Raw genomic sequence first — 22,471 nt, forward strand, 5'->3', positions numbered from 1 at the left:
TCAACCGGCGCAACGCCCCCGGCCATGGTCGAATCAGACGATCCGCAATTGGCCCTCGTCCTGCAGTCCCTGGATGACGACCAGGCGCAGGACATCGTGACCATCGACCTCGCCGGCAAGTCGACGATCGCCGAATTCATGGTGATCGCGTCCGGCCGTTCGACCCGCCAGGTCGCAGCCATGGCGCAGAAGCTTGCCGAGCGCCTCAAACATGGCGGCTTCGGTCTTTCCCGTATCGAAGGCCTGCCGGCGGCAGACTGGGTACTGGTCGATGCAGGCGGCGTGATCGTCCACCTCTTCCGTCCGGAAGTGCGCAGCTTCTACAATCTGGAACGGATGTGGGGCTTCGACGGGCCGTCCGGCGCGGCCTGATACCGCGACCGGCACACGGTTGAGAGGATGACCCGGCCGCGGATGTGGCCGGGCCCTGACAAGAACCGGGATGCGCTGGGCGCATCGCCGGCTTCCCTGCGCCGTCTCGTCGGTCCCCAGAACCTGGCCATCCCTGACAGGGCGGCTGCAGAGGGCGTCCATGCTTCTCCACATCATCGCCCGCGGCAAGATCGCCCGCTCGCCCGAGGCAGAGCTGCTCGATCGCTATGCCAAGCGCCTCACCTGGCCCTTCAAGCATAGCGAACTGCCGGACACGGGTGGAAAAGTGCCGCCTCCGGTCCACACCCCATTCCGGGAAGTGCTGCTCGACGAACGCGGCAAGGCCATGAGTTCCGAGGAATTCGCAGCCCTGCTCGGCCGCTGGCGCGACGAGGGCGTGCGGGAATGCCGTTTTCTCATCGGCGCCGCTGACGGCCATGGCGACGCGGCCCGCGCCCAGGCCGACCATCTTCTCTGCTTCGGCAAGATGACCTGGCCGCATATGCTGGCCCGTGCCATGCTGGCCGAACAGCTCTGGCGCGCCACCGCGATCCTTTCAGGCCACCCCTACCACCGCTCGGGCTGAGCCGCTTTCGTCAGCTGGTGAACAGTGCCTTGCGGATCACCGCATGGACGCCGTAATTGCCGTTCACGATCTGCGAAACACCGAAATCCACGCCCACCGAAAGCAGCGAGATCGCCTCGTCTTCGGTCAGCTGCTTGGCCGTCATCAGGAAGCGGCGCGCCTTGCGGAATGCATCGCGCATGGCGGCATCGATCGATGACTGCTTGTAGACCTCGCTCTGCGCGTCCTCGCCCAGCTCCTTCAGGTAGTTGGGATGACTGAAGCCCATGATGACCCATTCGGTCTCGGTCTCGATCAGCGGATAATCGACATCCTTGAGCTGCTCCATCAGCCCGGCCGCCTTGTGGTGGACGATCTGGACAAGGCCGGTCATCGAGCATTCGATGGCCGTGCCGCATAGCTCGCTGTCCCCCTGCGAGGCATGGGGATCGCCCAGCGAGAGCAAAGCACCGGGCACCTGCACCGGCAGGAATACGCGCGCGCCAGGCCCAGTGCGCCAATTGTCCAGATTGCCGCCGAAACTGGCAGGCGGAACCGAATCGACGAGGCCATTGTAGGCCGGTGCCACCGCGATCACGCCGAAATGCGGACGGATCGGAATCTCCACGTTGCGCAGGATGTCGTAATTGCGCTCGATGGTGTCGGGGTCGACCGGCACGCCCGGATAGTCGTAGCGTGCATGAGTGACGCCCGAGGGATCGACCTGTGGTGTCCAGCGATAGGAATAGACCGCGTGCGCCGTGGGCAGGCGCCCGCCTGCTGCTTCGACCTCGTAGATGGTCACGACCTCGCGCATCTTGGGCTCGGTAAGCAGGTCGTTGTAGTGGAAGCCCCAGTAAGTAGCCGCATTGGAGCCGAAGCATTTGCCGGCAAAACGCGGATTGCCGCTTGGCCTGGGCTTGAGATCGAGGATCCGCACTTCGACAAGATCGCCCGGCATCGCGCCTTCGATGTGGATCGGGCCTGTGCAGATATGCACGCCGAAGCCTTCGCCCGGCCCCCGGCCGAAGGCGCTGGCATCCATCGGCCCCGCTCCGCGCCGCTCCACGGCCTTGCCCGTCTCATCCCAGCGGTAGACACTTTCCACGCCCGTATCGCCTTCGACCATGCGTTCGTGATCGTCGTTGGCGTGATGAGTCAGGGCCTCGATCGTCACGAAATCCCCCGAACGGACGTGAAGCGCGGGCTTCAGGTCCTTGCTGAGGTAGCCCCAGTGGATCGTTTCGGGCGTGGCAGGCAGGTGGTGGTGGCGCGAGATGCCGGTATCGCCCAGCAACGCCGGGCCCATCGGCGCTTCCAGCCGGTCGGCCTGCTCCTCTCCTTCAGGCGATAGCTCAGATTCGGCCTCTGCCTCTACCGCTTCGGGCTTGGCGCGCTCCTTGCGCCCCGGACGGCCGCGGCGCAGCAGCTCGACCGCCTCCTGTTCCTGCGGCGGCGCCTTGCGGTATTCGCGCGGGGATATGCCGTACTGCTCGCGAAAAGCGCGGCTGAACGAGGCGCTGTCGTTGAAGCCCCATTCGAACAGGATGTCGGAGATTGACTTCTGGACATGCAGCGGGCTGCGCAAGTCGAGACGGCAGCGTTCGAGCCGGCGCACCTTCACGTAATGGCCGAAACTGTCGTTGATCGATTCGAACAGCTTCTGAAGGTAGCGCGGCGATATGCCATGCTCGGCGGCGACCTGCTGATAGCTGAGATCGGGATCGGACAGGCGAATCTCGATGGTCTGGAAGATGCGTTCCAGCAAGGCGGCGCGCATGCCCGCCGCGCCGCCCATCGCCTTGGCCGGCGCGTTGTCCAGCAGGCTGGTGACGAGGAATTCGGGAAAGGCCAGTTCGACCGGGCGGGCCTGATCGGTGGTGATGTCCGAGATCGTATCCGCCAGCGAGCGCAACATGCCGGAGAACACGCGCGCGGTTCCGCTTTCCGTGGCGATCTTGCGGGGCGGGCCGCTGATCGGGGTCTTGAGGCGAGCGCTGAGTTCGCTGTGGGGAACCTGCACGATCAGGCTGCGGTTATCGCCCGAGAACGTCAGGTTGACCGGGCTGTCACCGCGTCCGCAGATCATCTCCCCATCGGAAAGTCGCAGTTCCTGGCTGGAATCGCGCACGATCGCGCTGCCGTCCAGCACCATCGCCAGCCAGTAGGTGGCGGGCTGGTCGCGGAAGTCTATGGTCCAGGACTGGGGCGTGCCGGTAACGCGGATGAAGTCGATACCGGTGCTGGCGCGAAACTGGATAAGCTCGCCGTAAAGCGTGGCGTCATCCGCATCGTCGAGCGTGATCGACAGCCGCTTGAGCGCAAAACGCCAGGCGTCGCGCCGCTGCTCCTTGGGGTAGACATTCGTCGTAATGCGCAAGCGGAAACCACCTTGAAGCGGGTGGCACCCTTCCCGGATCGGGCGACCAGTTTAACTAACTTTGGCGACCTTTATGACGAAGGTCTATCGGCCCGATTGACTGTCGGCAAGGGTGCGAACGACCTATTCGAAAGGCGTCTCGTTGCCGTACACGCTGGTCCCCGCGCATGTCTGCGGCGCCTCGCCCCGGCCGCAGACGGCAAGCATCGTCAATGCGTAGACAAGCGCGCTCGAAGCCATGTCTTCCGGCGTCGGGCGCCAACGCGGCATGCCGGTGGTAACGGCCGGAACGCGGTGCATGTTGAAGACATTGTGATCGCGCCACATGCTGGAGAACACCGGATGGGCAGGCTCCACCACCGTCCCCCGCGCCAGCCGCGTGGCCGCATCGACAGCGCCCGCCAACGGGGCGACTTCTGAAGGACGCGCCTCGAAACCATGGCGAACCACCATCGGCTCCACATCGAAGCCTTCCACGTCCACGCCGCGCATGGCCTCCATGATGCCGTGGTAGGCATCGGCCGCCTTCTGGCGCGGGTTCAGCGAAACGTCGATGTAAAGCGCGCAGACTTCGGTTCCGGCGCCGAAGTCTATCGGCATGCCCCCGCGTACCGAGGCGATCTGCACCTTGGGATGGATCGCACCGCTGGCAGTTTCCATGACAGAATCGGCCTCGAATTTCAGGCCCCAGGCGTGCAGGGCCTCTATCACCGGGCCCAGCCGGTAGATCGGATTGGGATGGCGGCGCGGATCGGCGGGTGCATCCAGGATCGGCGAGAACACGCCCCGCCCGAAAATCCGCACCCGGTAGAGCGCATAGCCGCAGCCCTGCCAGGTCAGCCCGAAGTCGGTGCCCTCCGCCGCGATGGCATAGTCCGGCGCGACACCGCCGTGGTGGAACAGGTAATGCGCGCCGATGTCCTTGCCGTTCCAGCCGATGCCGGCGAATTCCTCGATCGGCTCGGGACCGATCTCTCCCGGACAGGCGGTGAGCCAGGTCTTGCCGGACAGGCCTATGCCGGCCTTCTTCAGCGCCTTGGCGGCGATCAGGAAGCAGGACATCGGGCCGCGGTCGTTGCTGATCGGGTAGCCGCGCAGACGGCCTTCCTCGTCCAGCCAGCACTGGGTCCATTCGGGATCGGCCAATGTGGAATCGCGATAGCGGAACTTGTCGTGCTCGCTCATGCCGCTCGGGCTCTCGGTATCGAGATGTGCGGTGAACAGCAGGTTCGCCCCCCGACCCGTCCCGCCGTATTCGCCGATCACATTGGGCCGCTCCGGCGTTGCGCCGACCTTGCGGGGGTTGAAGCCCTCCTTCGCCATCCAGCCATGGACGAACTCGGCCGCCGCCAGTTCCTCGCGCGAGCGGCTGGGAATGTTACCCAGGGTCAGGGCGAGCTCCACCAGTTCGTCGGTGTCGATGGCTGCGGCGATGGCGGCGCGCTCTTCCTCCGATACGGCATAAGGCGCCTTGGCGGGGTCGGCGAAGGTGGAAACGGGATCGGGCATGTCGGCCAAGGGATGGGCTCCGTGAAAAATCAGTGACCGGCGGCGAAGAGGTTCTCCGCCACTTCAGCCTCTCGGCCGTAACGCGGCAGCAGCATAAGCAGCAGCGCGCCGGCCAGCAGTGCGCCGCCCACGCCGACCAGCGCAGGGCGATAGGAATGGCGCGCATCGAACACGAGGTCGAGCAGGATCGGTGTTGTCCCCTGCGCGGCGATCACCGCCGAATACATGGCGCCGATAACCGAGCCGAAGTGCCTGGTGCCGAAATAGCGGGCGATGAAATAGGGCAGGGCTCCGAACTGGCCGCCGAGCCCGATGCCGAGCAGCGCACCGCCGACCATCAGCAGCGGCATGCCCTGTGCGGTTTCGAGCAGGACGAGTCCGGCCACTGCCATGAGGTACATCGGCACGGCCACGCGCGGCGTCTGGATCTTGTCCATGATACGGCCCGTGGCGATCTGCCAGCCTGAGGTGACAAGTGCGAAGACGCTGACCACTGCCGTTCCGGTGGCCACCGAGAAGCCCCGGTCGGAAAGGATCGGAACCACATGGCTGAATACCGCCGTTGTGCCCCCGGCGCCCGCCGCCAGCGCGATGAGGACCAGCCAGAACATCGGGGTCTGCGCGGCCTCGCCAAGAGTCATGCCCTCTCGCGCGGATTCCGCTTCGGCGCCGCTTGCCGCAGCACGATCGCGCAGCAACAGGAACAGCAGCGGCAGCGCGATCACCAGCATGAAACCGCTGATACCGAGATAGCCCGCACGCCAGCCCCAGGTCTGCACCAGCACGGCCGCCATGACCGGCAACACTACCGAGCCGATCCCGCAGCCGCCGCCCGCGCTGATGCCCAGCGCGGTGCCGCGATTCTCGTTGAACCAGTCCGCGATGACTTTCTGGAAGATCGGCGTTCCAGCCATGGCCCCGAAGGCGGCAAGGACCGTGAACGTAGCGTAGAACTGCACGAGACTGCCGTTGTTGAGCGCCAGCGCCGCGATCGACAGCGCAAGGCCGAATATCCCCACCAGCAGGGTCTGGCGCGCACCGCCCTTGTCCACGTATCGGCCGATAAGCGGATAGGTCACCGCGCCGACCAGCGCGAGGATGCCGAGCACACCGGAGATGCTCGCCCGGCTCCAGCCGAACGTGTCGGAAAGCGGCACCAGGAACAGCCCGAAGACGGCGTGGACCGCCGGCGTCACGCTCACCGAATTGCCCAGAGTGCAGGCGAACAGCACGCCGCCCTTCGATCCGCGTTGGGGAGTGGTCACGGTCATCGGCGGCAACTCCTGAAAGGGATGGTGAGCGCGAAGGCTCAGGCGTTATCGCCCTTTGGCCAGGCCTGCTCGACCGCCTCGGTGGTGGTCAGCAGGACGCAGTTCTTCTCCATCGCCGAAAGCGAGCTTTCATGGAGGCCCGGCTCGTAAGCGGCGCTGGCATCGGAAACGAGGAACACGTCGTAATCATGATGGAAGGCCGAGCGCGCGGTCTGATCCACGCAGCAATCGGTTGAAAGGCCGCAGATCACCAGCGTCTCGATGCCCCGTGCGCGAAGCCGGGCGTCGAAGTCGGTACCATGGAAACTGTCATAGAGCAGCTTGGCGATCTCGATGTCGCCCGGCTCCGGGAAGATGCGGTAATAGTCGGCACCGCCATCCTCGACGCGGCAGATCGCCTCGCCGCCCGGCTGGCCGCGCCGCGCCATCAGCGTCTTGAGCGCGCGCGAATCGGTCTCGGGGCTGGTGACGACGCGCATCAGCGCCACTGTGGCCCCGGACGCCCGCGCCGCCGCCACCAGCTTCTCGCAGTTGTCGATCGCCGCCTCGGCCGGCGAGAGATCGACGCCATATCGTCCGAGCAGGCCATGCGGCGCGGCGAAATCGACCTGGATGTCGACGACCACCAGCGCGGTCGTCTTCGGGTCGATCATCGCCGCCAGGCCGGCGGGCTCGACATGGGGAAGGTCCTGGGTGCGCAGCGGCATCGGATCAGCACGCCACCGATGCGGCGACCTTGCCGGGGAAACGTTCGCGCAGGACCGGCAGGATCTCGGCTCCGAACACCGGCAGGCCCTTCAGATAATCGTCGAAGATCAGCATCAGGCCGTCGGTGCCCGAAGTGTCCAGCAGCTCGCCGAGCTGCTCGGTCACGCTCGCGGCGCTGCCGACGATCTGGGCCGACATGAACGAACTGCGCGCCTTGCGGGTGAAGTCGTTCTCCTTGCCGATCTCGGCATCGAGGAAGCCGTAGGCCCGCATCATGCCGGCCAATGCCCCTTCGTCGAGACCATCGGCATAGTGCTGTGCCCGCGCCTTGGCCGCTGCATCGCTTTCGTCGATCACCAGGGTCATCATCGAATAGGTGCGGATGTTGCGTCCATATTCGGCGGCGATGGTCTTGGCCCGGTCGCTGTTCCTGGCAAGTTCCGGCGCGGTGCCGCCGGAGAGGAAGATCGCATCCATCTCCTCCGACGTAAGCCGCATGCCGATCTCCGAGGAGCCGGCGCAGACGAGGAACGGCCGCTGTTCGGGCTTGGGCCAGGATTCGCAGTCCTCCAGCGTGAAATAGTCGCCCTTCATCGTGACCGAATCCTCGCTCCACAGGGCCTTGACCGCGCGGACCCATTCGTAGGCGAGGTCGTAGCGCTGGTCGTGATTCACGTCCTCGGGCCAGGCGCCCATCTGCGCGAACTCACCCTTGTAGGAGCCGGTGACGACATTGAGACCGGCACGGCCCCCGCTCACCTGCTGGAGCGTCGCCATCATCTTGGCGGCAACCGCCGGGTTCTGGAGCAGGGTGTGCAGCGTGGTGACGATGCGGGTCTTGCTCGTCACTTCGCTGAGCGCGGCCATGAGCACGATCGGATCGAGCGAGGAATCCCAGTGATGGGTTTCGCCGCCGTAGCCGCGGAACTTCGACATCGACATGATGAAGTCCATGCCCGCCGCCTCGGCCAGCACGGCGCACTGGCGGTTGTAGGCATAGGAGCCGTCAAGTTCGGGCTTGTTCTTCGACAGGATCCAGCCGCCATTGGCGACCGGCAGGAACAGGCCGAGGTCCTTGCCGCCGTTGTCCGAAGGAAGTCCGAAGGGCGTCATGGGAAACTGGTTCATCGTATCCTCTTGTTGGCCTGTGTCTCCGCCAGACGGGCATTGAAGCCTGTCTCGCTTGTGCGCCGATCAGCTTAGGGAAGCGGCCGACCGGTTCTTGATTGGCAGCGCATGTTCTGTTGCCGGCCTGCCGATAAGGTCCTCCACCGCCTCCCGCATCGGCATCGCCGGCGCGGCTCCCTGCCCCAGCGTGCAGAGGGCGGCGGCGACAGTGGCATAGGGCAGCGCCTCCTCAAGGGAGACGCCCTCGTCAAGCAGCGCTGCCAGCGCTCCGCAGAAACAGTCCCCTGCGCCGATCGTGTCCACCGGGATCACCGGCAGGGCGGGCACGTGAAGCTGCCAGCCGGTCCGCACCGCCAGCGCGCCCGCCGCCCCCAGAGTGACGATGACGGTCTGGTCCTCCCGCCGCAGGAGCCCGCGCGCGGTTTCTGCGATCACGGCCATGTCGTCATTGTCAGGGGCACTTTCGAGGCCGAGGAAAGCGGCCATCTCGTGCTGGTTCACGATCAGGATATCGACATGTTCGAACAGCGCCCGTCCTTCCTGCACGGCGGGGGCGCCGTTGAGGATGCGGACCGCCTTCGACTTCGCGAAAACGGGCAGCAGGGCGGAAACCGGCACTTCGAGTTGGGCAAGCAACACGCCCTCGCTCACCGGTCTGGCGTCCCTCAGCCGCGCATTGGCGCCGGGCACGACGATGATCTGATTCTCGCCCACCGAATCCACGGCGATATAGGCAGTGCCGGTGTCCACGCCGGGCAACATGGCAACGCCGCCGACGTCGATGCCGTCCGCTTTGAGGCGCGAGAGCATCCAGCTTCCCGAATCGCCTTCGCCCACCGCACCCACCATGTAGGTTTCCGCACCCATCCTTGCCGCCGCAACGGCCTGGTTTGCGCCTTTTCCGCCCGGTAGCCTGGCCGTGGCCATGGCCATGACCGTCTCGCCGGGCCGGGGAAGATGCTCCAGCGAAGTGATGATATCGAGATTGATCGAACCGAAGATGTGAACTGCCAAAGCTGTCACCTAACTTGTCTGGCGCCCAACCTGTTTCGCGCCCCTGCTTTTGTCATGGGCTGCATGGCCCCCACAGGCAGGTCAAGCGCGAGGCGCCGCCGTGCGCGCTGCCGCAACAATTGCGGTCTCCAGCGCAAAGAGCGCGGCTCGGCCCTCCTCCTACTCTCTCCTTGACCGAGCCCGCACCGGCGCCGGTATTTCTGCTTCGATAGTTCTACGCCAATCCTGAAGGGAAACGAAGATGACGAAATGGCTCATCACGGGCATCGGCGGCGGCCTCGGCCGCGCGGTGGCGCGTGCCGCGCTCGCACGCGGGGACGTGGTCGTCGGCACGACCCGAAGTGCGGGAGACCCGGAATTCGAGGCGCTGGCACCGGGCCGCGCGCATGTCCTCACCGTCGACCTGACCGACGAAGCCTCGGTCCGGTCCGCCGTTGCCCGGGCCGAGGAACTGACCGGCGGAATCGACCGCCTGCTCAACAATGCCGGTTACGGTCTGGTCGGCGCGATCGAGGAAGTCTCCATCGAAGAAGCCAAGGCGCTGTTCGAGATCAACCTGTTCGGCGCGATCCGCATGATCCAGGCGGTGCTTCCCGCCATGCGGGCGAGACGCGCCGGTCACGTAGTCAACATCACTTCGGTTTCTGGACATGCCCCCTGGGCGGGCACGGCCATCTACGGCGCCAGCAAATATGCCCTCGAATGCGTGGGCCAGACCCTTGCGCAGGAAGTGGCACCGATGGGCATCCGGGTCACCAATGTCGCGCCGGGCGGCTTCCGCACCGGATTCGCCGCCTCGGGTCTCAAGGTCGCCGCGAAGGACATCGCGGACTATGAGGAAGGCGCACACTTTGCCCGCCGCAGCCTGACGGAGGGTGCCGGCAGCGAAAAAGGCGATCCCACGCGCGGAGCCGAAGCGATTCTCGCGGCGCTCGATGCGCCGGAACCCCCGCTGCACCTGTTCCTTGGTGAAGACGCCCTGCACTACGCCCGCGACCAGATCGCCTTCGTGGGCGCGCAGATGGACGAATGGGAATCGCTTTCGCTTTCCACTGCGTTCGAACCCGCCTGATGCACCGGGCGCGGCTTCCCGAATGGGCCGTTGCGCGCGGGGCGGGATACAACAGCTTCGATACGATCCTTCCCGCCCGCAGTGCGCTGGTCGTGATCGACATGCAGGCTGCCTTCGTTGCCGAGAGCGAGGTCTTCGGCAACGCCTACGCCCGCGCGGCGATCGAGCCGATCAATCGGCTGGCAGCAGCCATGCGCCGGGCGGGAGGACAGGCCATCTGGACCCGCCAGACGGTCAGCGACGAGCCGCACCTCGCGGTTCCCGCATGGCAGTACGACATGTCGGACCCCATGGTCGCCCGTGCGGTGGAAGCCTTGCGCGCAGGCACGCGGTCGCACGCCATCCATCAGGCCATGGAATGCCGAGAGGACGACCTCGTGCTCAACAAGTACCGCTACGGCGCCATGTCCTGCCCGGCGGGCGCGCTGGAGAAGGTGCTTCGGGTAAGCGACGTGGAACTCGTCGTGCTGGCAGGCACGCTCACTAACGTCTGCGTGGAATCGACGGCGCGGGAGGCCAACATGCGGGGCTGGAAAGTGATCGTCGTTGCGGACGCCTGCGCAGCCGTGAGCGACGAGGAACACAACGCCGCACTTCTCAATCTGCGGCTGAACTTCGCCGATGTGAAGACGACGGACGAAGTGCTGGAAATGCTGGCCCCCCGGCCCTCTTGAGCGGTGCAGGGGGGGAGCCTGCCCCCCTGCATTCCCTTCATCAGCTCATCAGGCGCGGCACCGAGACGGAGAACACGTCGAAGTGCCCATCGGGATGCTCTTCCTTCCCGTCACGCGGCGCGGCGCGGTGCTGGACGACACCGTTCTTGCCGAAACCGTCCACCACCGGACGCCCGGCATCGCGGCTCAACCAGAGGCGCAGGAGATGGCGCTTGCGCTGCGGCTCGGGCCAGTCCCAGAACGTGGTGCGGGCATGAAGCGCGGCGTAGTTGGAAAGCCACTGGATGTCGCCGGGGCGGAAATCCATCTCGATCGCCATGCCCTCTTCGTAAGTGATCGTATCGAAGAGTTCGAGCACCTCGATCTGCTCGGGCGTCAGCTTGGGCACGCCTTCGTATTCCTGCGCGGTGAGGATATAGAGCGAACCCGCATACATCGAGAACACGCCGTCCACGAGGCTGACGATCGGCGAGGTATAGGTATCCGCCGGGGCATTGTGGTCCTGACGGCGCCAGTCCCAGTGGAAGGGTTCGAGCAGCAGCGGCGCCAGATCGGGGCGGCGGCGCAGGATCTCGTTGTAGATTTCGGCACCGGAAACGAGGCAGGAAAGCCCACCCTCCTTGGCCGGACGCAGGCACATGAGCGCGACGATATCCGAGCTGTCCGAGTGATAGACCAGCTTGTCGCGTACCTTGGAGGACAGCGCGGTGGGATCGTCCATGGTCTTGTCGCTGGTGGCGTAGACGTGGTCGATCAGGTCGCCCATCTCGTTCTGGCGGATCGGATCGCCCATATGCAGGCCGAGCACGTAGTAGATCGCGTTAGACAAGGCATCCGAATAGAGCTGGGTGCACAGGCCCCGGACCAGCACGAAACCGCGCCCATAGTCCACGTCCGCGCCCCATGATTCGACGGCATCGGCGCAGGCGACCAGCGGATATTCCTCGGCAGTGACGGTGCGCAGGTCCGGGTTCTCGGCCAGGAAGCGGGTACCCAGCTGCTCCAGTTCGGCAACCTGATCGTCCGAGAGCATGTAGATCCACTCGTCGGTAGCGGCCAGTCGGTCTCCGCGCCATGCGGCAGCAGTGGTGACGGGCGGGACGGCCTCCAGCGGCGCGGGAGCGGAACTGGCCATGCTTCGTGAGTCCTTCTCTGGGTCTGTAGCTATTGCCGGAGACCCTAGGCGGAATGCCACAATGTGACTTGGCGAGCGATGCCCGAAACCTTTTCCCCATGCGCATCCCATGATCGAACGGACTTCGATTGCGCAGGACAGAAATAGAACATAATATGAACATATGTTCGATTCGAGTCGCCTCAAACGTGCCGCGAGCCTCGTGCAGCCCTCTCTTGAGGGCTGGCCCGAGGCGCCTTTGCAGCAGGACGGCGTTCACGAATTCTACGCCGCCGGCGCTCAGGACGGCAGCGCCGCACTCGCCCTGGCCCTGCTTTGCGTGGTTCAGGGCACGGTCCAGAGATGCAGGCCAAGCGGACCGCTGATCTGGCTGCGTCTGGCAAAGGGCAAGCAATCCCGGCAGCGCCCTTATGCGCCCGGCCTTGCCGAACTCGGCATCGATCCCGCCGCGATAGTGCTGATGCGCCTGCCCGATATCCAGAGCCTGCTGCGCGCGGGTGTGGACTGCGTGCGGCACGGCGGCGCGGCAGCGGTGGTGATGGAGATGGACGGGCGCGCGCCAACCTTCGATCTTACCGCTTCCCGCCGTCTCGCGCTGGCGGCGGAACAGAGCGGCACCATGGTGATGATCGTGCGCAGCGGCGCCGAACCGACGCCCAGCGCCGCCCATACCCGCTGGCAAGTGGCCAGCGCGCCCTCGGTGCCCCTGCCCGCCGATGCACCGGGAGGTCCGGTGTTCGACATTACCCTGCTGCGCCGGCGCGGCGGGCGAGAGGGACTCAACCTGCAACTGGAATGGGATCGTGAGCGAGGCACCTTCCGAGCACCGATACCTGGCCGAGCGCCGATACTTGGCCGCCCGCCGCTATCTGGCGATCTATCTGCCCTTCCTGCCGTCCGAACGGGCGATGCGGGAAGGCGCAGCGCCGCCTGACGCGGCTTTCGCCCTCATCGCGAAGCAACGCGGGGCGCAGCGCATCATGGCACTGTCCCCCGCCGCGCTTTCGCTCGGCCTTTCGGCGGGGATGATGCTGGCCGACGCCCGCGCGCAGGAACCCGACCTTGTCGCGCTGGAGCATCGCCCCGAAGCGGACAATGCCCTGCTGCTGCGCGTGGTCGAGGCCTGCGAGCGTTACACGCCGATGGTCGCCCCCGATGGCGAGGACGCAATGGTGCTAGACCTCACCGGCTGCTTCGACAGTCTGGAAATGGACGAAACCGGCGTGCGGAACGATCTCGTAACCCGCCTCTCCCGGCTGGGTCTGCGCGCACTGGCCGCCTCAGCCGCAACCCCGGATGCGGCGCTCGCGCTCGCCCGCTTCGGCAAGAGCAGCTTGCGCGAACTGCCGGTGAGCGCGCTCGCCCTGGGAGAAGACGCCCACCTCGCCCTGCGACGGGCGGGGCTGCGCACTGTCGGACAACTCGCGGACCGCCCCCGCGCGCCTCTCGCCGCCCGGTTCGGCAAGGCCATGTCGATCGCGCTCGCCCGCCTGCTGGAGGAGCAGGATCGGCGCATCACCCCGCACCGCACCCTGCCCCCGATCTGGGTGGAGCAGCGTTTCGCCGAACCGATGGCAACGGTCAAACCCCTGCTCGGCGTGATCGAATGGCTGGCCGGACAGGCGCGGGATCTGCTCGTCGCGCGCGGACGCGGGGGGCGCCGCTACGAAGTCTCCCTGTTTCGCACCGACGGTCATATCGCCCGGCTGGCGGTAGACAGCGGCTTGCCCCTGCGCGAACCTGCCGATGTCGTGCGGCTGTTTCGCGAACGCATCGAATCGCTGGCCGATCCGCTCGATCCGGGATTCGGCTACGACCTGCTGCGCCTTTCCGTTCCGCTGCATGAAGACGTATCGGAGGGACAGGTTCGGCTGGATGAAGAGACCTCCGGCAAGCCGGACCTCGCCCCCTTGCTGGACCGCTTGCAGGTACGCTTCGGGGCCGAATGCCTTCACCGCTTCGCCCCGCGCGATGAACATTTGCCGGAATATGCAGACCGCCTCGTACCCGCCGCTTCGGCCCCACAATCCTGGCCCCAGCCGGAAGTGGGCGAACCGCCCCTGCGCCCGCTGTTCCTGTTCGACCCGCCCCAGCCTGTCACCGTCCTGGCCGAAGTGCCCGACGGCCCCCCGCGCCGGTTCGGCTGGCAGGGCCGGCAACACCGGGTCGTGCGGCAGGAAGGTCCGGAGCGCCTCGCCTATCCCTGGTGGAAGACGGTCGAGGCCACAGGCCCCACCCGCGACTACTATCGGATAGAGGACGAGGACGGCCGCCGCTTCTGGCTGTTCCGCCACGGCCTTTACGGCAGCGAGAAGACCGATCCCCGCTGGTATCTGCACGGCGTCTTCGCATGAGTGCGGACACGCCGCCTTATGTCGAATTCGCCACGACGACGGCCTATTCGTTCCTGCGCGGCGCCAGCACACCGGGTGAGATGGCGCTCTGGGCCATGGCCCTCGGCCACCCCGGTATCGGCATCGCCGATCGTAATACCGTGTCCGGCGTCGCCCGCGCCCTCGCCGCGCTGCGCAAGTTCGCGGAAAAAGCCGAGGCGGAGGGCGAGACCCTGCCCGATTTCCGCCTCATGGTAGGCGCAAGGCTGGTCTTTGCCGACGACACGCCAGAAATCCTCGCTTATCCGACCACCCGCTACGGCTGGGGCCGCCTGACTCGCCTGCTCACCACTGGCAACTTGCGCACGACCAAGGGAAACTGCGTACTGCACCTCGACGACCTGCTCGCCTTCCTGGAGGACATGCAACTGATCGTCGCCACGCCCGCCTCAGACGACCTCTTGCGCCGACTCTGGGATGCAGCCCCCGGCAAGGTGTGGCTGGGTGCGACGATGCTGCGGCAAGGCCGCGACGCCCGCCGCTTAATGGCCCTGCGCGAACAGGCCGCCATGACCGGCGTGCCGCTGATCGCCATCAACGACGCGCAATACGACAAGCCAGAGAACCGCCCCCTCCACGACGTCATGACCGCGATCCGCGAGAAAACCACGGTGCAGGCCGCCGGCCGCCGCCTCGCCGCCAATGCCGAACGGCACCTGAAACCCGCTGCCGAAATGGCACGCCTCTTCGCCGCCGCCCCCGAAGCGATCGCCGCCACCCAGGACTTCATGAACGGCATCGCGTTCAAGCTCGACGACTTGCGTTACCAATATCCGCACGAGCCGGTGCCCTATGGCTATACCGCGCAAGGCTGGCTGACCGAACTTGTCTGGAGCCGGGCAAGCGACCTCTATCCGCAAGGCACTCCCGACAAGCTGACCGGGCTGCTCGCCGGGGAACTGGAGATCATCGGGAAGCAGCAGTACGCCGCCTACTTCCTCACCGTCCACGATATCGTCCAATGGGCGCAAGGGCAGGGCATCCTCTGCCAGGGGCGCGGCTCGGCGGCCAATTCCGCTGTCTGCTTCATCCTCGGGGTCACAGCCGTCGATCCCGTGAAACACAGCCTCCTGTTCTCCCGCTTCATCTCCACCGAGCGCAAGGAACCGCCGGATATCGACGTCGATTTCGAGCACGAGCGACGTGAAGAGGTGATGCAGTACATCTACAAGCGCTACGGCCGGGACCGCGCCGGGATCGCCGCCACGGTGATCCACTACCGCTCGCGCAGCGCCGCCCGCGACACCGGCAAGGCGCTGGGCCTGAGCGAGGACGTAACCGCCCGTCTCGCCAGCACTGTCTGGGGCAGCTACGCCGCCAAATACGATCGGAACCGCTGCCTCGAAGCCGGACTTGACCCCGACAACCCGACGATCGCGCGGGTCAATCGCTTCACCGAAGCGATTCTGGAGTTCCCCCGCCACCTTTCCCAGCATGTCGGCGGTTTCGTCCTGACTCAGGACCGGCTCGACGAGACCGTGCCGATCCACAACGCCGCCATGGAAGACCGCACCTTCATAGAATGGGATAAGGACGACATCGACACGCTCGGCCTGATGAAGGTCGATATCCTGGCGCTCGGCATGCTGACCTGCATCGGCAAGGCTTTCGCGATGATCGAGACTCACATCGGCCGCCAGTATCAGCTGAACTCGGTGCCGGGTGACGAGGAAGACCAGAGGAACAACCCACCCCATGTCCGCGCCGTCTACGAGATGCTCCAGCGCGGCGACAGCATCGGCGTCTTCCAGGTCGAGAGCCGCGCCCAGATGAACATGTTGCCCCGGCTGAAACCGGAGAATTTCTACGATCTGGTCATTCAGGTCGCCATCGTTCGGCCCGGCCCGATTCAGGGGGACATGGTCCATCCCTATCTGCGCCGCAGGCAAGGGATCGAGAAGGTGGAATTTCCTTCTCCCGCCCCGCCGCATGACCCCAGGGAACTCCACGAGGTGCTAGGCAAGACACTGGGCGTTCCCCTGTTCCAGGAACAGGCGATGAGGCTGGCCATCACCGCCGCGAACTTCTCCGATGCCGAAGCCAACCAGCTCCGCCGCGCCATGGCGACTTTCCGCAATCTCGGCACCATCGACTCCCTGCGCGGCAAAATGGTCGGCGGGATGATCGCACGCGGATACCAGCAGGACTTCGCCGAGCGCTGCTTCAGGCAGATCGAGGGTTTCGGCAGTTATGGCTTCCCGGAAAGCCATGCCCTCGCCTTCGCGCGGCTGGTGTGGGTCTCGGCCTATATCAAACACCACTACCCGGCCGTTTTCGCCGCAGCCTTGCTCAATTCGCAGCCCATGGGCTTCTACGCCCCGGCCCAGATCGTGCGCTGCGCACATGAGCACGGCGTGGAAGTCCGCCCCGTCGATGCGAACCACAGCGAATGGGATTGCACGCTGGAGCGGAATGCGAAAGGCAAACTCGCGCTGCGGCTGGGCCTGCGCCAGATCAGCGGATTTCGCGAGGATTGGGCCGACGGTATCAAGGCGCACCGCCCTTACACCAACCTCGAAGACCTCGCCCGGCGTGCCGGCCTGCCCCAGCGTGCGCTCAACCTTCTGGCCGATGCCGATGCCTTGCGATCGATCGGTCTGGACCGGCGTGAAGGCCTGTGGGAAGCGCGCCGCACACCTACCGGAGAGTTGCCGCTTTTCGCCGCCGCCCGCGCCCGCGAACTGGGTGAGGAGCCGCCTGCGGCCCTGCCCGCCATGCCGCTTTCCGAACAGGTCGCGGCCGACTACCAGACGACGCGCCTCTCGCTGAAGGCCCATCCGATGAGCTTCCTGCGCCCGTTCTTCGCGGCAGAAGGCGTACTGAGATGCACTGAACTGGCACAGAAGAAGGGCAAGCACGTCAAAGTCGCCGGAGTCGTGCTGGTTCGTCAGCGTCCTGGAGAGGGCAATGCGATCTTCGTCACGCTGGAGGATGAAGAAGGGATCGCCAACGTGGTGATCTGGGCCCGGCTGTTCGAAACCTATCGCCGCGAAGTCATGGCCGCGCGGCTCATGGTAGTGGAGGGTATCGTCCAGGTCAGCCCCGAAGGCGTCGTCCACCTCATGGCCCAGCGCATCCACGATCGCTCCGCGGAACTGGCCCGGCTGTCGGAAGTTCACGAAACCGACCCGCCACTCTCGCGCGCCGATGAGGTGGTGCGCCCGCAGCATCCGCGCAATGTGCGAATCCTGCCGCGATCACGCGACTTTCACTGAACCGTCGATGGAGGAAATGGTGCACCCGACAGGATTCGAACCTGTGGCCTCTGCCTTCGGAGGGCAGCGCTCTATCCAGCTGAGCTACGGGTGCAGTGCTGGGGCGACTAGCAGAGCCTGCGGAGGACTACCAGCGCCAAATCAATCCATATCGTCATGGGCTTGGGAAAACATGGGGACGGATATCCCTCCGCCCCGCGCATACCCGCAGGGATCGCTTGAAAGTTCCCTCTATGTTCTTATGATGAAGGCATGGCCGACGCTGATTCCCCCCTCGCACCGCCGCTGACTTCGTTCGTTGCCAACGACGTCGCACGCGGAATCGGGCGACTTTTCGCCCGCAACGATATCTGGTGCCTGTCGGAAATGCCGCTGCGCTGCGGGCGCCGGGCGGATCTCATGGGGATCGACGCCAAGGGCCATGTCATCATCGTCGAGATAAAGGTATCCCGCGCCGACCTGCTCGGCGACGGGAAGTGGACCGACTATCTCGACTATTGCGACCGTTTCTACTGGGGCCTGCCGCCCTCGATCGACCGTGCGCCGCTGGAAACCGAGGCTTTTCTGCCGGAGCAATGCGGCGTGATCGTGGCCGACGGTTATGACGCGGAAATCCTGCGCCCTGCCCCGCTGCGCCAGCTTGCCGCCGCCCGTCGCAAGGTGGAGACGGAGAGGCTCGCGCGCGCATCGCTCCGGCGACTCGTCACGCTCGGTGATCCGCAGACGCTCAAATGGGGGAACGAGACGGCGTGAAAATGCAGGGCCTCACGGCCCCGCATTTCCCGAATTCGAAAGCGGCGCTACCGGCTCAGTGAACGAAGCGCGCGATGACGTCGCGGTAGGAACGGCTGACTTTCACCTGCGCGCCCGAATCGAGCACGAGGAAGCATTCGCCGTTGGTGTGCGGCTTGACCTGGCGAACCTGGTTGAGGTTGACGATGGTCGAGCGGTGAACGCGCTGGAACACGCGCGGGTCCAGGCGGCGTTCGAGATCCTTCATCGTTTCGCGCAGGATCAGCGAATTGTCGGCAGTGCGGATGCACATGTAATCGCCGGCCGCTTCGATATGCTCGATCGAATCGACATCGATGCGGAAGATCTGGCCGCGATCCTTGATGTTGATGAGCTTCTCGTAGCGGTCCGCGTTGGGATCGGCTTCCTCGGGGATGTGATCGATCGCATCGGGCGCCACTTCGGCCAGCACCGTCTTGAGCTTTTCCGCCTCGTCCGACGAACGCTTCTCGGCAAGGCGCTGGCGCACGCGGGCGAGGGTATCGTCGAGCTTGGTCTCGTCCACCGGCTTCATCAGGTAGTTCACCGCGTTCGCCTCGAAGGCGCGGACGGCATGTTCCTGATAGGCGGTGACGAAGACGAACAGCGGCGGTTCGATCTCCATGACCCCCTTCACCACCGAGAACCCGTCGAAACCGGGCATCTGGATGTCGAGGAAGACGAGGTCAGGCTTTTCGGTCTTGATCTTGCGGATGGCCTCGCGGCCGTTCGAGCAGGTGTCGATGATCTCGACATCAGGATACTTCTCCAGACGAAGCTGAAGGCCCTGGATGGCGAGTTTCTCGTCGTCGACGAGGATCGTGCGAATGGTCATCAGTTACTTTCTCCGGCCCGGCTAACGCACGTGGGCCAAATATGTTTCATCGCGCGGCGAAAACAGGCTGCCGCGGCTGCTCGATCATGTCTTCCGGGGTGGGTTGGCGCTCGGCGGGAAGTTCGATGAGCACCGCGAAGCCGCCCTCGATCGGTTCGATCGTCTCGAAACGGTGGTGTTCACCATAGGCTTGCGAAAGGCGGTCGCGAATGTTCGCCAGGCCAACGCCGGTGGAGACCGGCTCCCCTCCATCGTAAGTCATGCCCGACAACCTGTTGTCCGTCGTCGGACTTTGCAAGCCCGGCCCGGTGTCCGAGACGGTGATGCGAAGCATCGGCCCGACGAGTTGCGTGGTGATGGTGATCTCAGCCCCGGATTCCTGCGGAGTCACGGCATATTTGATCGAATTTTCCACCAACGGCTGAAGCAGCAGCGAAGGCAGCAGGCAGGTTTCGGTTTCCGGATCGATATGGAAGGTGGTGCGCAGCCGTTCCTCGAATCGCATGAGTTCGATGTCGAGGTAGAGTTCAAGCGTCTCCACCTCGGTTGCCACGGTAACACGAGCCGAGGGCTTGTTCACCAGAGTATAGCGCAGGAACGACGAAAGGCGGCTGAGCATGGCATTGGCCGGCTCGGTCTGCTTGAGCAGGACCAGCGTGGAAATCGAGTTCAGCGTGTTGAACAGGAAGTGCGGATTGAGCTGGTAACGCAGCATCGCAAGCTGGGCCTGCGTTGCCTGGTTCTCCAGCCGGATCATCTGGTCGTTCTGCTCTTCCACCTGAAGGTAGAAATTGATCGCGTAGTAAAGCGCCGACCATGCCCCCAGCAGCGTCGCGTCGAGGTAGAACACCCCGAGGAACAACTGGGTGAAGCTCGCATCGCTGTCCGTTCGGTAGAGCGAGATCACCCAGGCATCGATGAAGGCGTGCAGGCCCACCGCAAACGGCAGGATCAGCGCGGTCAGCCCCCAGGTCACCAGCGCGCGCCGCGTTATCAGCGTGCGATAGACCACCGACAGCACCAGCGAGATCGAGAAGCCAGTGATCGTCGCGATCAGCACCAGCACCAGCGAGGTCAAAGGCTGGGAATTGGCGATCGTGGACATCGTGCGGAGCAGCATGGCGCCACCCCACCCGACGAACTGGAGACGCCAGAAGGCCTTGTCCTTGTTGGCGAAGAAGGGGATCGGTTGGATCGGCAGCACGCTCATGCACGCTTCCTAGCCGAAATCGGTGCCGGGCGGAAACTGCCGAAAATGCGGAAAGACTCCTTCCTCAACCGCCGCGTGCTTCGGACACCGCATCCGATAGCTGGTCCACGCCGACCGCGCCGGAAATCAGCCGCTCACCCGCGACCCAGCTCGGCGTGCCGCTGAAGCCCAGCCGGCTGGCGATTTCGAGGTTGCGCGAAAGCTCCTGCTCCACCGCCGGGCCGGCCGCGACCTTGCGGGCGCGCTCCAGGTCGAGTCCGGCCTGCCGGGCGGCGGCCTCGATGCTCTGCGCATCGACCTGCCCCATGGCGAACATGGCATCGTGGAACTGCGAATACTTGCCCTGCTCGGCGGCGGCGAGCGCCATCTTCGCGGCAGCCGGACTTTCCGGCCCGATGATCGGCAGTTCGCGCACGACGATGCGCAGGTCCGGGTTCTTCTTCAGGAGCTGGGCCACGTCGGGCAGGCTGCGGCGGCAGTAACCGCAGGCATAGTCCGTGAATTCGACCAGCGTCACCTTGCCTTGCGGATTGCCCAGCACCGCGCCGGGGAACGGCGTCTCCACGTTCTGGCGCACGCCGGCAAGTTGCTGGCTGGCCTGCTTGCGCTGCAGATTCTCCATCGCCTGCGGCAGGATTTCGGGATGTTCGAGGATATAGTCGTGAACGATCTTCTCGATCGCCGGGCGGCCGCCGAACCAACCGCCCACGCCGACCAGAGCGACGCATCCTGCGATCACTGCGAATTTCGTGCCACTACCCATTTGTCTTTTCCAGAATCCCGTAATGTGTCCAGCCGCCCTAGCGGCGCTTCCTGGAACGTTCCAGTTCGGCGCGCGCCTGCATCTCGATATCCTGCGCGCGCAGCCAGTCCGGCGAGCCTGTAGGCAGGCCGGTTTCGGCCGCCTGCGCATTCATCAGCGCGGCATCCATCTGGCCCGTCAGCGATTGCTGTTCCGCGCTGGCGAGCCGGGCGCGCGGCATATCGCCGTTGGCGGCATAGATGGTGCCGAGCTGGTACCATGTGAACGGGTTCTCCCGGTCGCGCGCCACCGCGTTCTTCAGCACCGACTGCGCCTCGGCGAAATGGGCCGGGTCTTCGGTGGCGATCAGGGCGTGGCCGAACAGCGTGGCGATCAGCGGCTGGTAGCCGGTCAGTTCGGTCGCCTTGCGCAGCGGCACCAGGGCCTCCGCCGCCTGGCCCGATTCGAGCAGCACCTGCCCCTTCAGTTCCAGGAAATAGGGATCGTCGGGATCGACCATCAGCAAGGCATCGGTCTCGGCGCGGGCGCGATCGAGCTGCGACTGGCGGTGATAGGCATAGGCGCGGGCGTAATGCGCGGGCACCGAATTGTCCGTCTCGGGATAGACGCGCAGCACGTCGCGCGGCTCGGCCAGATAGCCGAACAGCTTGGCCTTCATCCGCACGAAGCGCTGTTGCAGCTTGGCATCGTCCGGCTTGGACCAGGCCGGGTCCTTTTCGTAGACGTCCTGCAAGGTCTGGATGCGGTCGCCGGTGAGGGGGTGCGTGGAGTAGAACTCGTCACCGTCCTGCGCCCGGTAGCCGTAGCGGAACTCGAGGTTCTGGAGCTTCTTGAAGAATTCCACCGAACCGCGCCCGCTGATGCCCGCCGTGGACAGGTATTGCGCGCCCGCCGCATCCGCCGAGGCCTCCTGCGAGCGGCTATAGGCGAGGTACTTGCCCATGGCCGCCTGCTGGCCCGCCATGATGACGCCCATCGCCGCTTCGCCGCCGCCCACGGCCGCGGCCGCCGCGCCCAGCAGGAGCGAGAGAATCGAGATATTGGTGGCCGGCTGCGCGCCCTGGTTCAGCACGGCGTGGCCGCCGGTGACATGGCCCAGTTCGTGCGCGATCACGCCCTGCACTTCGGCGGCGGTATCGGCCTGGTTGATGAGCCCGCTGTTGACGTAGACCGCCTGCCCGCCCGCCACGAAGGCGTTCACCGAGGAATCGTTGACGAGGACGATATCGACATGGCCGGGATCGAGCCCCGCCGCCGTGATGAGCGGTCGCGACATGTCCTTGAGCAGGGCTTCTGTTTCCGCGTCGCGCAGGATCGACTGTGCGCTTGCCGGCGCGGCGGACCAGCCGAGCAGCGCCAGGGAACTCAGGACGAGTGCGGCAATTCGCGCGAAGGGCATGCTCTCTCTTGGGGCTTTGCGGCCTGAACCGGTGCTGAAGCGGCGCGTCTCGCGCTT

At 65.4% G+C, this 22,471-nt stretch carries 19 protein-coding genes and 1 tRNA gene; 8 read left to right on the plus strand and 12 right to left on the minus strand.

Annotation, left to right across the window (positions count from 1 at the left end):
- Positions 1 to 24: 24 nt before the first annotated feature.
- Both rsfS and U9J33_RS01400 read left to right on the plus strand, forming a co-directional pair.
- Positions 25 to 372: a ribosome silencing factor gene (gene rsfS, locus U9J33_RS01395; protein ID WP_054442128.1), complete on the plus strand. Its 348-nt coding sequence runs from the start codon at positions 25 to 27 to the stop codon at positions 370 to 372.
- 160 nt (positions 373 to 532) lie between these two features.
- A complete protein-coding gene (locus tag U9J33_RS01400; RefSeq protein WP_054442127.1) occupies positions 533 to 958 on the plus strand; it encodes a 23S rRNA (pseudouridine(1915)-N(3))-methyltransferase RlmH in 426 nt (141 codons plus the stop codon).
- 10 nt (positions 959 to 968) lie between these two features.
- Here U9J33_RS01400 and U9J33_RS01405 read toward each other — a convergent pair whose 3' ends face one another.
- The 6 genes from U9J33_RS01405 to U9J33_RS01430 all read right to left on the minus strand — a co-directional run bounded on the left by U9J33_RS01405 (position 969) and on the right by U9J33_RS01430 (position 8,947).
- Entirely contained in the window at positions 969 to 3,317 is a 2,349-nt protein-coding gene (locus tag U9J33_RS01405; RefSeq protein WP_132468643.1) for an acetamidase/formamidase family protein, read from the minus strand.
- A 123-nt stretch (positions 3,318 to 3,440) separates the two neighbouring features.
- Entirely contained in the window at positions 3,441 to 4,826 is a 1,386-nt protein-coding gene (locus U9J33_RS01410) for a peptidase M20 (protein ID WP_324699096.1), read from the minus strand.
- A 29-nt stretch (positions 4,827 to 4,855) separates the two neighbouring features.
- The gene (locus tag U9J33_RS01415) at positions 4,856 to 6,097 is read right to left on the minus strand and encodes an MFS transporter (protein WP_185998376.1); all 1,242 of its coding nucleotides are present in this window, start codon (positions 6,095 to 6,097) and stop codon (positions 4,856 to 4,858) included.
- 38 nt (positions 6,098 to 6,135) lie between these two features.
- The gene (locus tag U9J33_RS01420) at positions 6,136 to 6,804 is read right to left on the minus strand and encodes a cysteine hydrolase family protein (RefSeq protein WP_054442126.1); all 669 of its coding nucleotides are present in this window, start codon (positions 6,802 to 6,804) and stop codon (positions 6,136 to 6,138) included.
- Positions 6,805 to 6,808: 4 nt separating this feature from the next.
- Positions 6,809 to 7,933, minus strand: coding sequence for an LLM class flavin-dependent oxidoreductase (locus tag U9J33_RS01425; RefSeq protein ID WP_054442125.1), 1,125 nt, complete (start codon positions 7,931 to 7,933; stop codon positions 6,809 to 6,811).
- Positions 7,934 to 7,999: 66 nt separating this feature from the next.
- A complete protein-coding gene (locus U9J33_RS01430) occupies positions 8,000 to 8,947 on the minus strand; it encodes a ribokinase (protein ID WP_324697383.1) in 948 nt (315 codons plus the stop codon).
- Between the two features lie 241 nt (positions 8,948 to 9,188).
- Between U9J33_RS01430 and U9J33_RS01435 the strand changes: the two genes are divergently transcribed.
- A complete protein-coding gene (locus tag U9J33_RS01435) occupies positions 9,189 to 10,019 on the plus strand; it encodes an oxidoreductase (protein WP_054442123.1) in 831 nt (276 codons plus the stop codon).
- A complete protein-coding gene (locus U9J33_RS01440; protein ID WP_324697386.1) occupies positions 10,019 to 10,693 on the plus strand; it encodes a cysteine hydrolase in 675 nt (224 codons plus the stop codon). Before U9J33_RS01435 ends, U9J33_RS01440 begins: the two co-directional genes overlap by 1 nt.
- Positions 10,694 to 10,733: 40 nt before the next feature.
- On the opposite strand, the gene U9J33_RS01445 is transcribed toward U9J33_RS01440, so the two are convergent.
- A complete protein-coding gene (locus U9J33_RS01445) occupies positions 10,734 to 11,828 on the minus strand; it encodes a TauD/TfdA family dioxygenase (protein WP_324697388.1) in 1,095 nt (364 codons plus the stop codon).
- 163 nt (positions 11,829 to 11,991) lie between these two features.
- On the opposite strand from U9J33_RS01445, the gene U9J33_RS01450 reads away from it, so the two are divergent.
- From U9J33_RS01450 to U9J33_RS01460, 3 genes are read left to right on the plus strand one after another with little or no spacing between them, the layout of a single operon-like run.
- Positions 11,992 to 12,762 (plus strand): hypothetical protein, encoded by a 771-nt coding sequence (locus U9J33_RS01450; RefSeq protein WP_324697390.1) that lies wholly within the window; start codon positions 11,992 to 11,994, stop codon positions 12,760 to 12,762.
- Complete coding sequence (locus U9J33_RS01455; RefSeq protein WP_324697392.1) at positions 12,680 to 14,182, plus strand: DNA polymerase Y family protein; 1,503 nt, start codon at positions 12,680 to 12,682, stop codon at positions 14,180 to 14,182. The genes U9J33_RS01450 and U9J33_RS01455 overlap by 83 nt, the downstream gene beginning before the upstream one ends.
- On the plus strand, positions 14,179 to 17,436 hold the full coding sequence (locus U9J33_RS01460; protein WP_324697394.1) for an error-prone DNA polymerase: 3,258 nt from the start codon (positions 14,179 to 14,181) through the stop codon (positions 17,434 to 17,436). Before U9J33_RS01455 ends, U9J33_RS01460 begins: the two co-directional genes overlap by 4 nt.
- Positions 17,437 to 17,453: 17 nt before the next feature.
- Here the strand turns inward: U9J33_RS01460 and U9J33_RS01465 are convergent.
- Positions 17,454 to 17,530 (minus strand) — tRNA-Arg (locus U9J33_RS01465).
- A gap of 158 nt (positions 17,531 to 17,688) precedes the next feature.
- On the opposite strand from U9J33_RS01465, the gene U9J33_RS01470 reads away from it, so the two are divergent.
- Entirely contained in the window at positions 17,689 to 18,189 is a 501-nt protein-coding gene (locus U9J33_RS01470) for an MmcB family DNA repair protein (protein WP_054442111.1), read from the plus strand.
- Positions 18,190 to 18,244: 55 nt separating this feature from the next.
- Here U9J33_RS01470 and U9J33_RS01475 read toward each other — a convergent pair whose 3' ends face one another.
- The 4 genes from U9J33_RS01475 to U9J33_RS01490 all read right to left on the minus strand — a co-directional run bounded on the left by U9J33_RS01475 (position 18,245) and on the right by U9J33_RS01490 (position 22,414).
- Entirely contained in the window at positions 18,245 to 19,042 is a 798-nt protein-coding gene (locus U9J33_RS01475; protein ID WP_054442110.1) for a LytR/AlgR family response regulator transcription factor, read from the minus strand.
- Between the two features lie 46 nt (positions 19,043 to 19,088).
- The gene (locus tag U9J33_RS01480; RefSeq protein WP_054442109.1) at positions 19,089 to 20,252 is read right to left on the minus strand and encodes a sensor histidine kinase; all 1,164 of its coding nucleotides are present in this window, start codon (positions 20,250 to 20,252) and stop codon (positions 19,089 to 19,091) included.
- 64 nt (positions 20,253 to 20,316) lie between these two features.
- On the minus strand, positions 20,317 to 21,015 hold the full coding sequence (locus U9J33_RS01485) for a DsbA family protein (RefSeq protein ID WP_054442108.1): 699 nt from the start codon (positions 21,013 to 21,015) through the stop codon (positions 20,317 to 20,319).
- Between the two features lie 37 nt (positions 21,016 to 21,052).
- Positions 21,053 to 22,414: a M48 family metalloprotease gene (locus U9J33_RS01490; RefSeq protein WP_185998370.1), complete on the minus strand. Its 1,362-nt coding sequence runs from the start codon at positions 22,412 to 22,414 to the stop codon at positions 21,053 to 21,055.
- Positions 22,415 to 22,471 lie beyond the last annotated feature (57 nt).

It is taken from the genome of Novosphingobium sp. RL4, from assembly GCF_035658495.1.
In the GTDB taxonomy this organism is placed as follows: Bacteria; Pseudomonadota; Alphaproteobacteria; order Sphingomonadales; family Sphingomonadaceae; genus Novosphingobium.

Coding starts and splice junctions, on each gene's coding strand:
- rsfS (WP_054442128.1), top strand. CDS start 25: ATGGTCGAATCAGACGATCCGCAATTGGCCCTCGTCCTGCAGTCCCTG.
- U9J33_RS01400 (WP_054442127.1), top strand. CDS start 533: ATGCTTCTCCACATCATCGCCCGCGGCAAGATCGCCCGCTCGCCCGAG.
- U9J33_RS01410 (WP_324699096.1), bottom strand. CDS start 4,826: ATGCCCGATCCCGTTTCCACCTTCGCCGACCCCGCCAAGGCGCCTTAT.
- U9J33_RS01415 (WP_185998376.1), bottom strand. CDS start 6,097: ATGACCGTGACCACTCCCCAACGCGGATCGAAGGGCGGCGTGCTGTTC.
- U9J33_RS01420 (WP_054442126.1), bottom strand. CDS start 6,804: ATGCCGCTGCGCACCCAGGACCTTCCCCATGTCGAGCCCGCCGGCCTG.
- U9J33_RS01425 (WP_054442125.1), bottom strand. CDS start 7,933: ATGAACCAGTTTCCCATGACGCCCTTCGGACTTCCTTCGGACAACGGC.
- U9J33_RS01435 (WP_054442123.1), top strand. CDS start 9,189: ATGACGAAATGGCTCATCACGGGCATCGGCGGCGGCCTCGGCCGCGCG.
- U9J33_RS01440 (WP_324697386.1), top strand. CDS start 10,019: ATGCACCGGGCGCGGCTTCCCGAATGGGCCGTTGCGCGCGGGGCGGGA.
- U9J33_RS01445 (WP_324697388.1), bottom strand. CDS start 11,828: ATGGCCAGTTCCGCTCCCGCGCCGCTGGAGGCCGTCCCGCCCGTCACC.
- U9J33_RS01450 (WP_324697390.1), top strand. CDS start 11,992: ATGTTCGATTCGAGTCGCCTCAAACGTGCCGCGAGCCTCGTGCAGCCC.
- U9J33_RS01460 (WP_324697394.1), top strand. CDS start 14,179: ATGAGTGCGGACACGCCGCCTTATGTCGAATTCGCCACGACGACGGCC.
- U9J33_RS01470 (WP_054442111.1), top strand. CDS start 17,689: ATGGCCGACGCTGATTCCCCCCTCGCACCGCCGCTGACTTCGTTCGTT.
- U9J33_RS01475 (WP_054442110.1), bottom strand. CDS start 19,042: ATGACCATTCGCACGATCCTCGTCGACGACGAGAAACTCGCCATCCAG.
- U9J33_RS01480 (WP_054442109.1), bottom strand. CDS start 20,252: ATGAGCGTGCTGCCGATCCAACCGATCCCCTTCTTCGCCAACAAGGAC.
- U9J33_RS01485 (WP_054442108.1), bottom strand. CDS start 21,015: ATGGGTAGTGGCACGAAATTCGCAGTGATCGCAGGATGCGTCGCTCTG.
- U9J33_RS01490 (WP_185998370.1), bottom strand. CDS start 22,414: ATGCCCTTCGCGCGAATTGCCGCACTCGTCCTGAGTTCCCTGGCGCTG.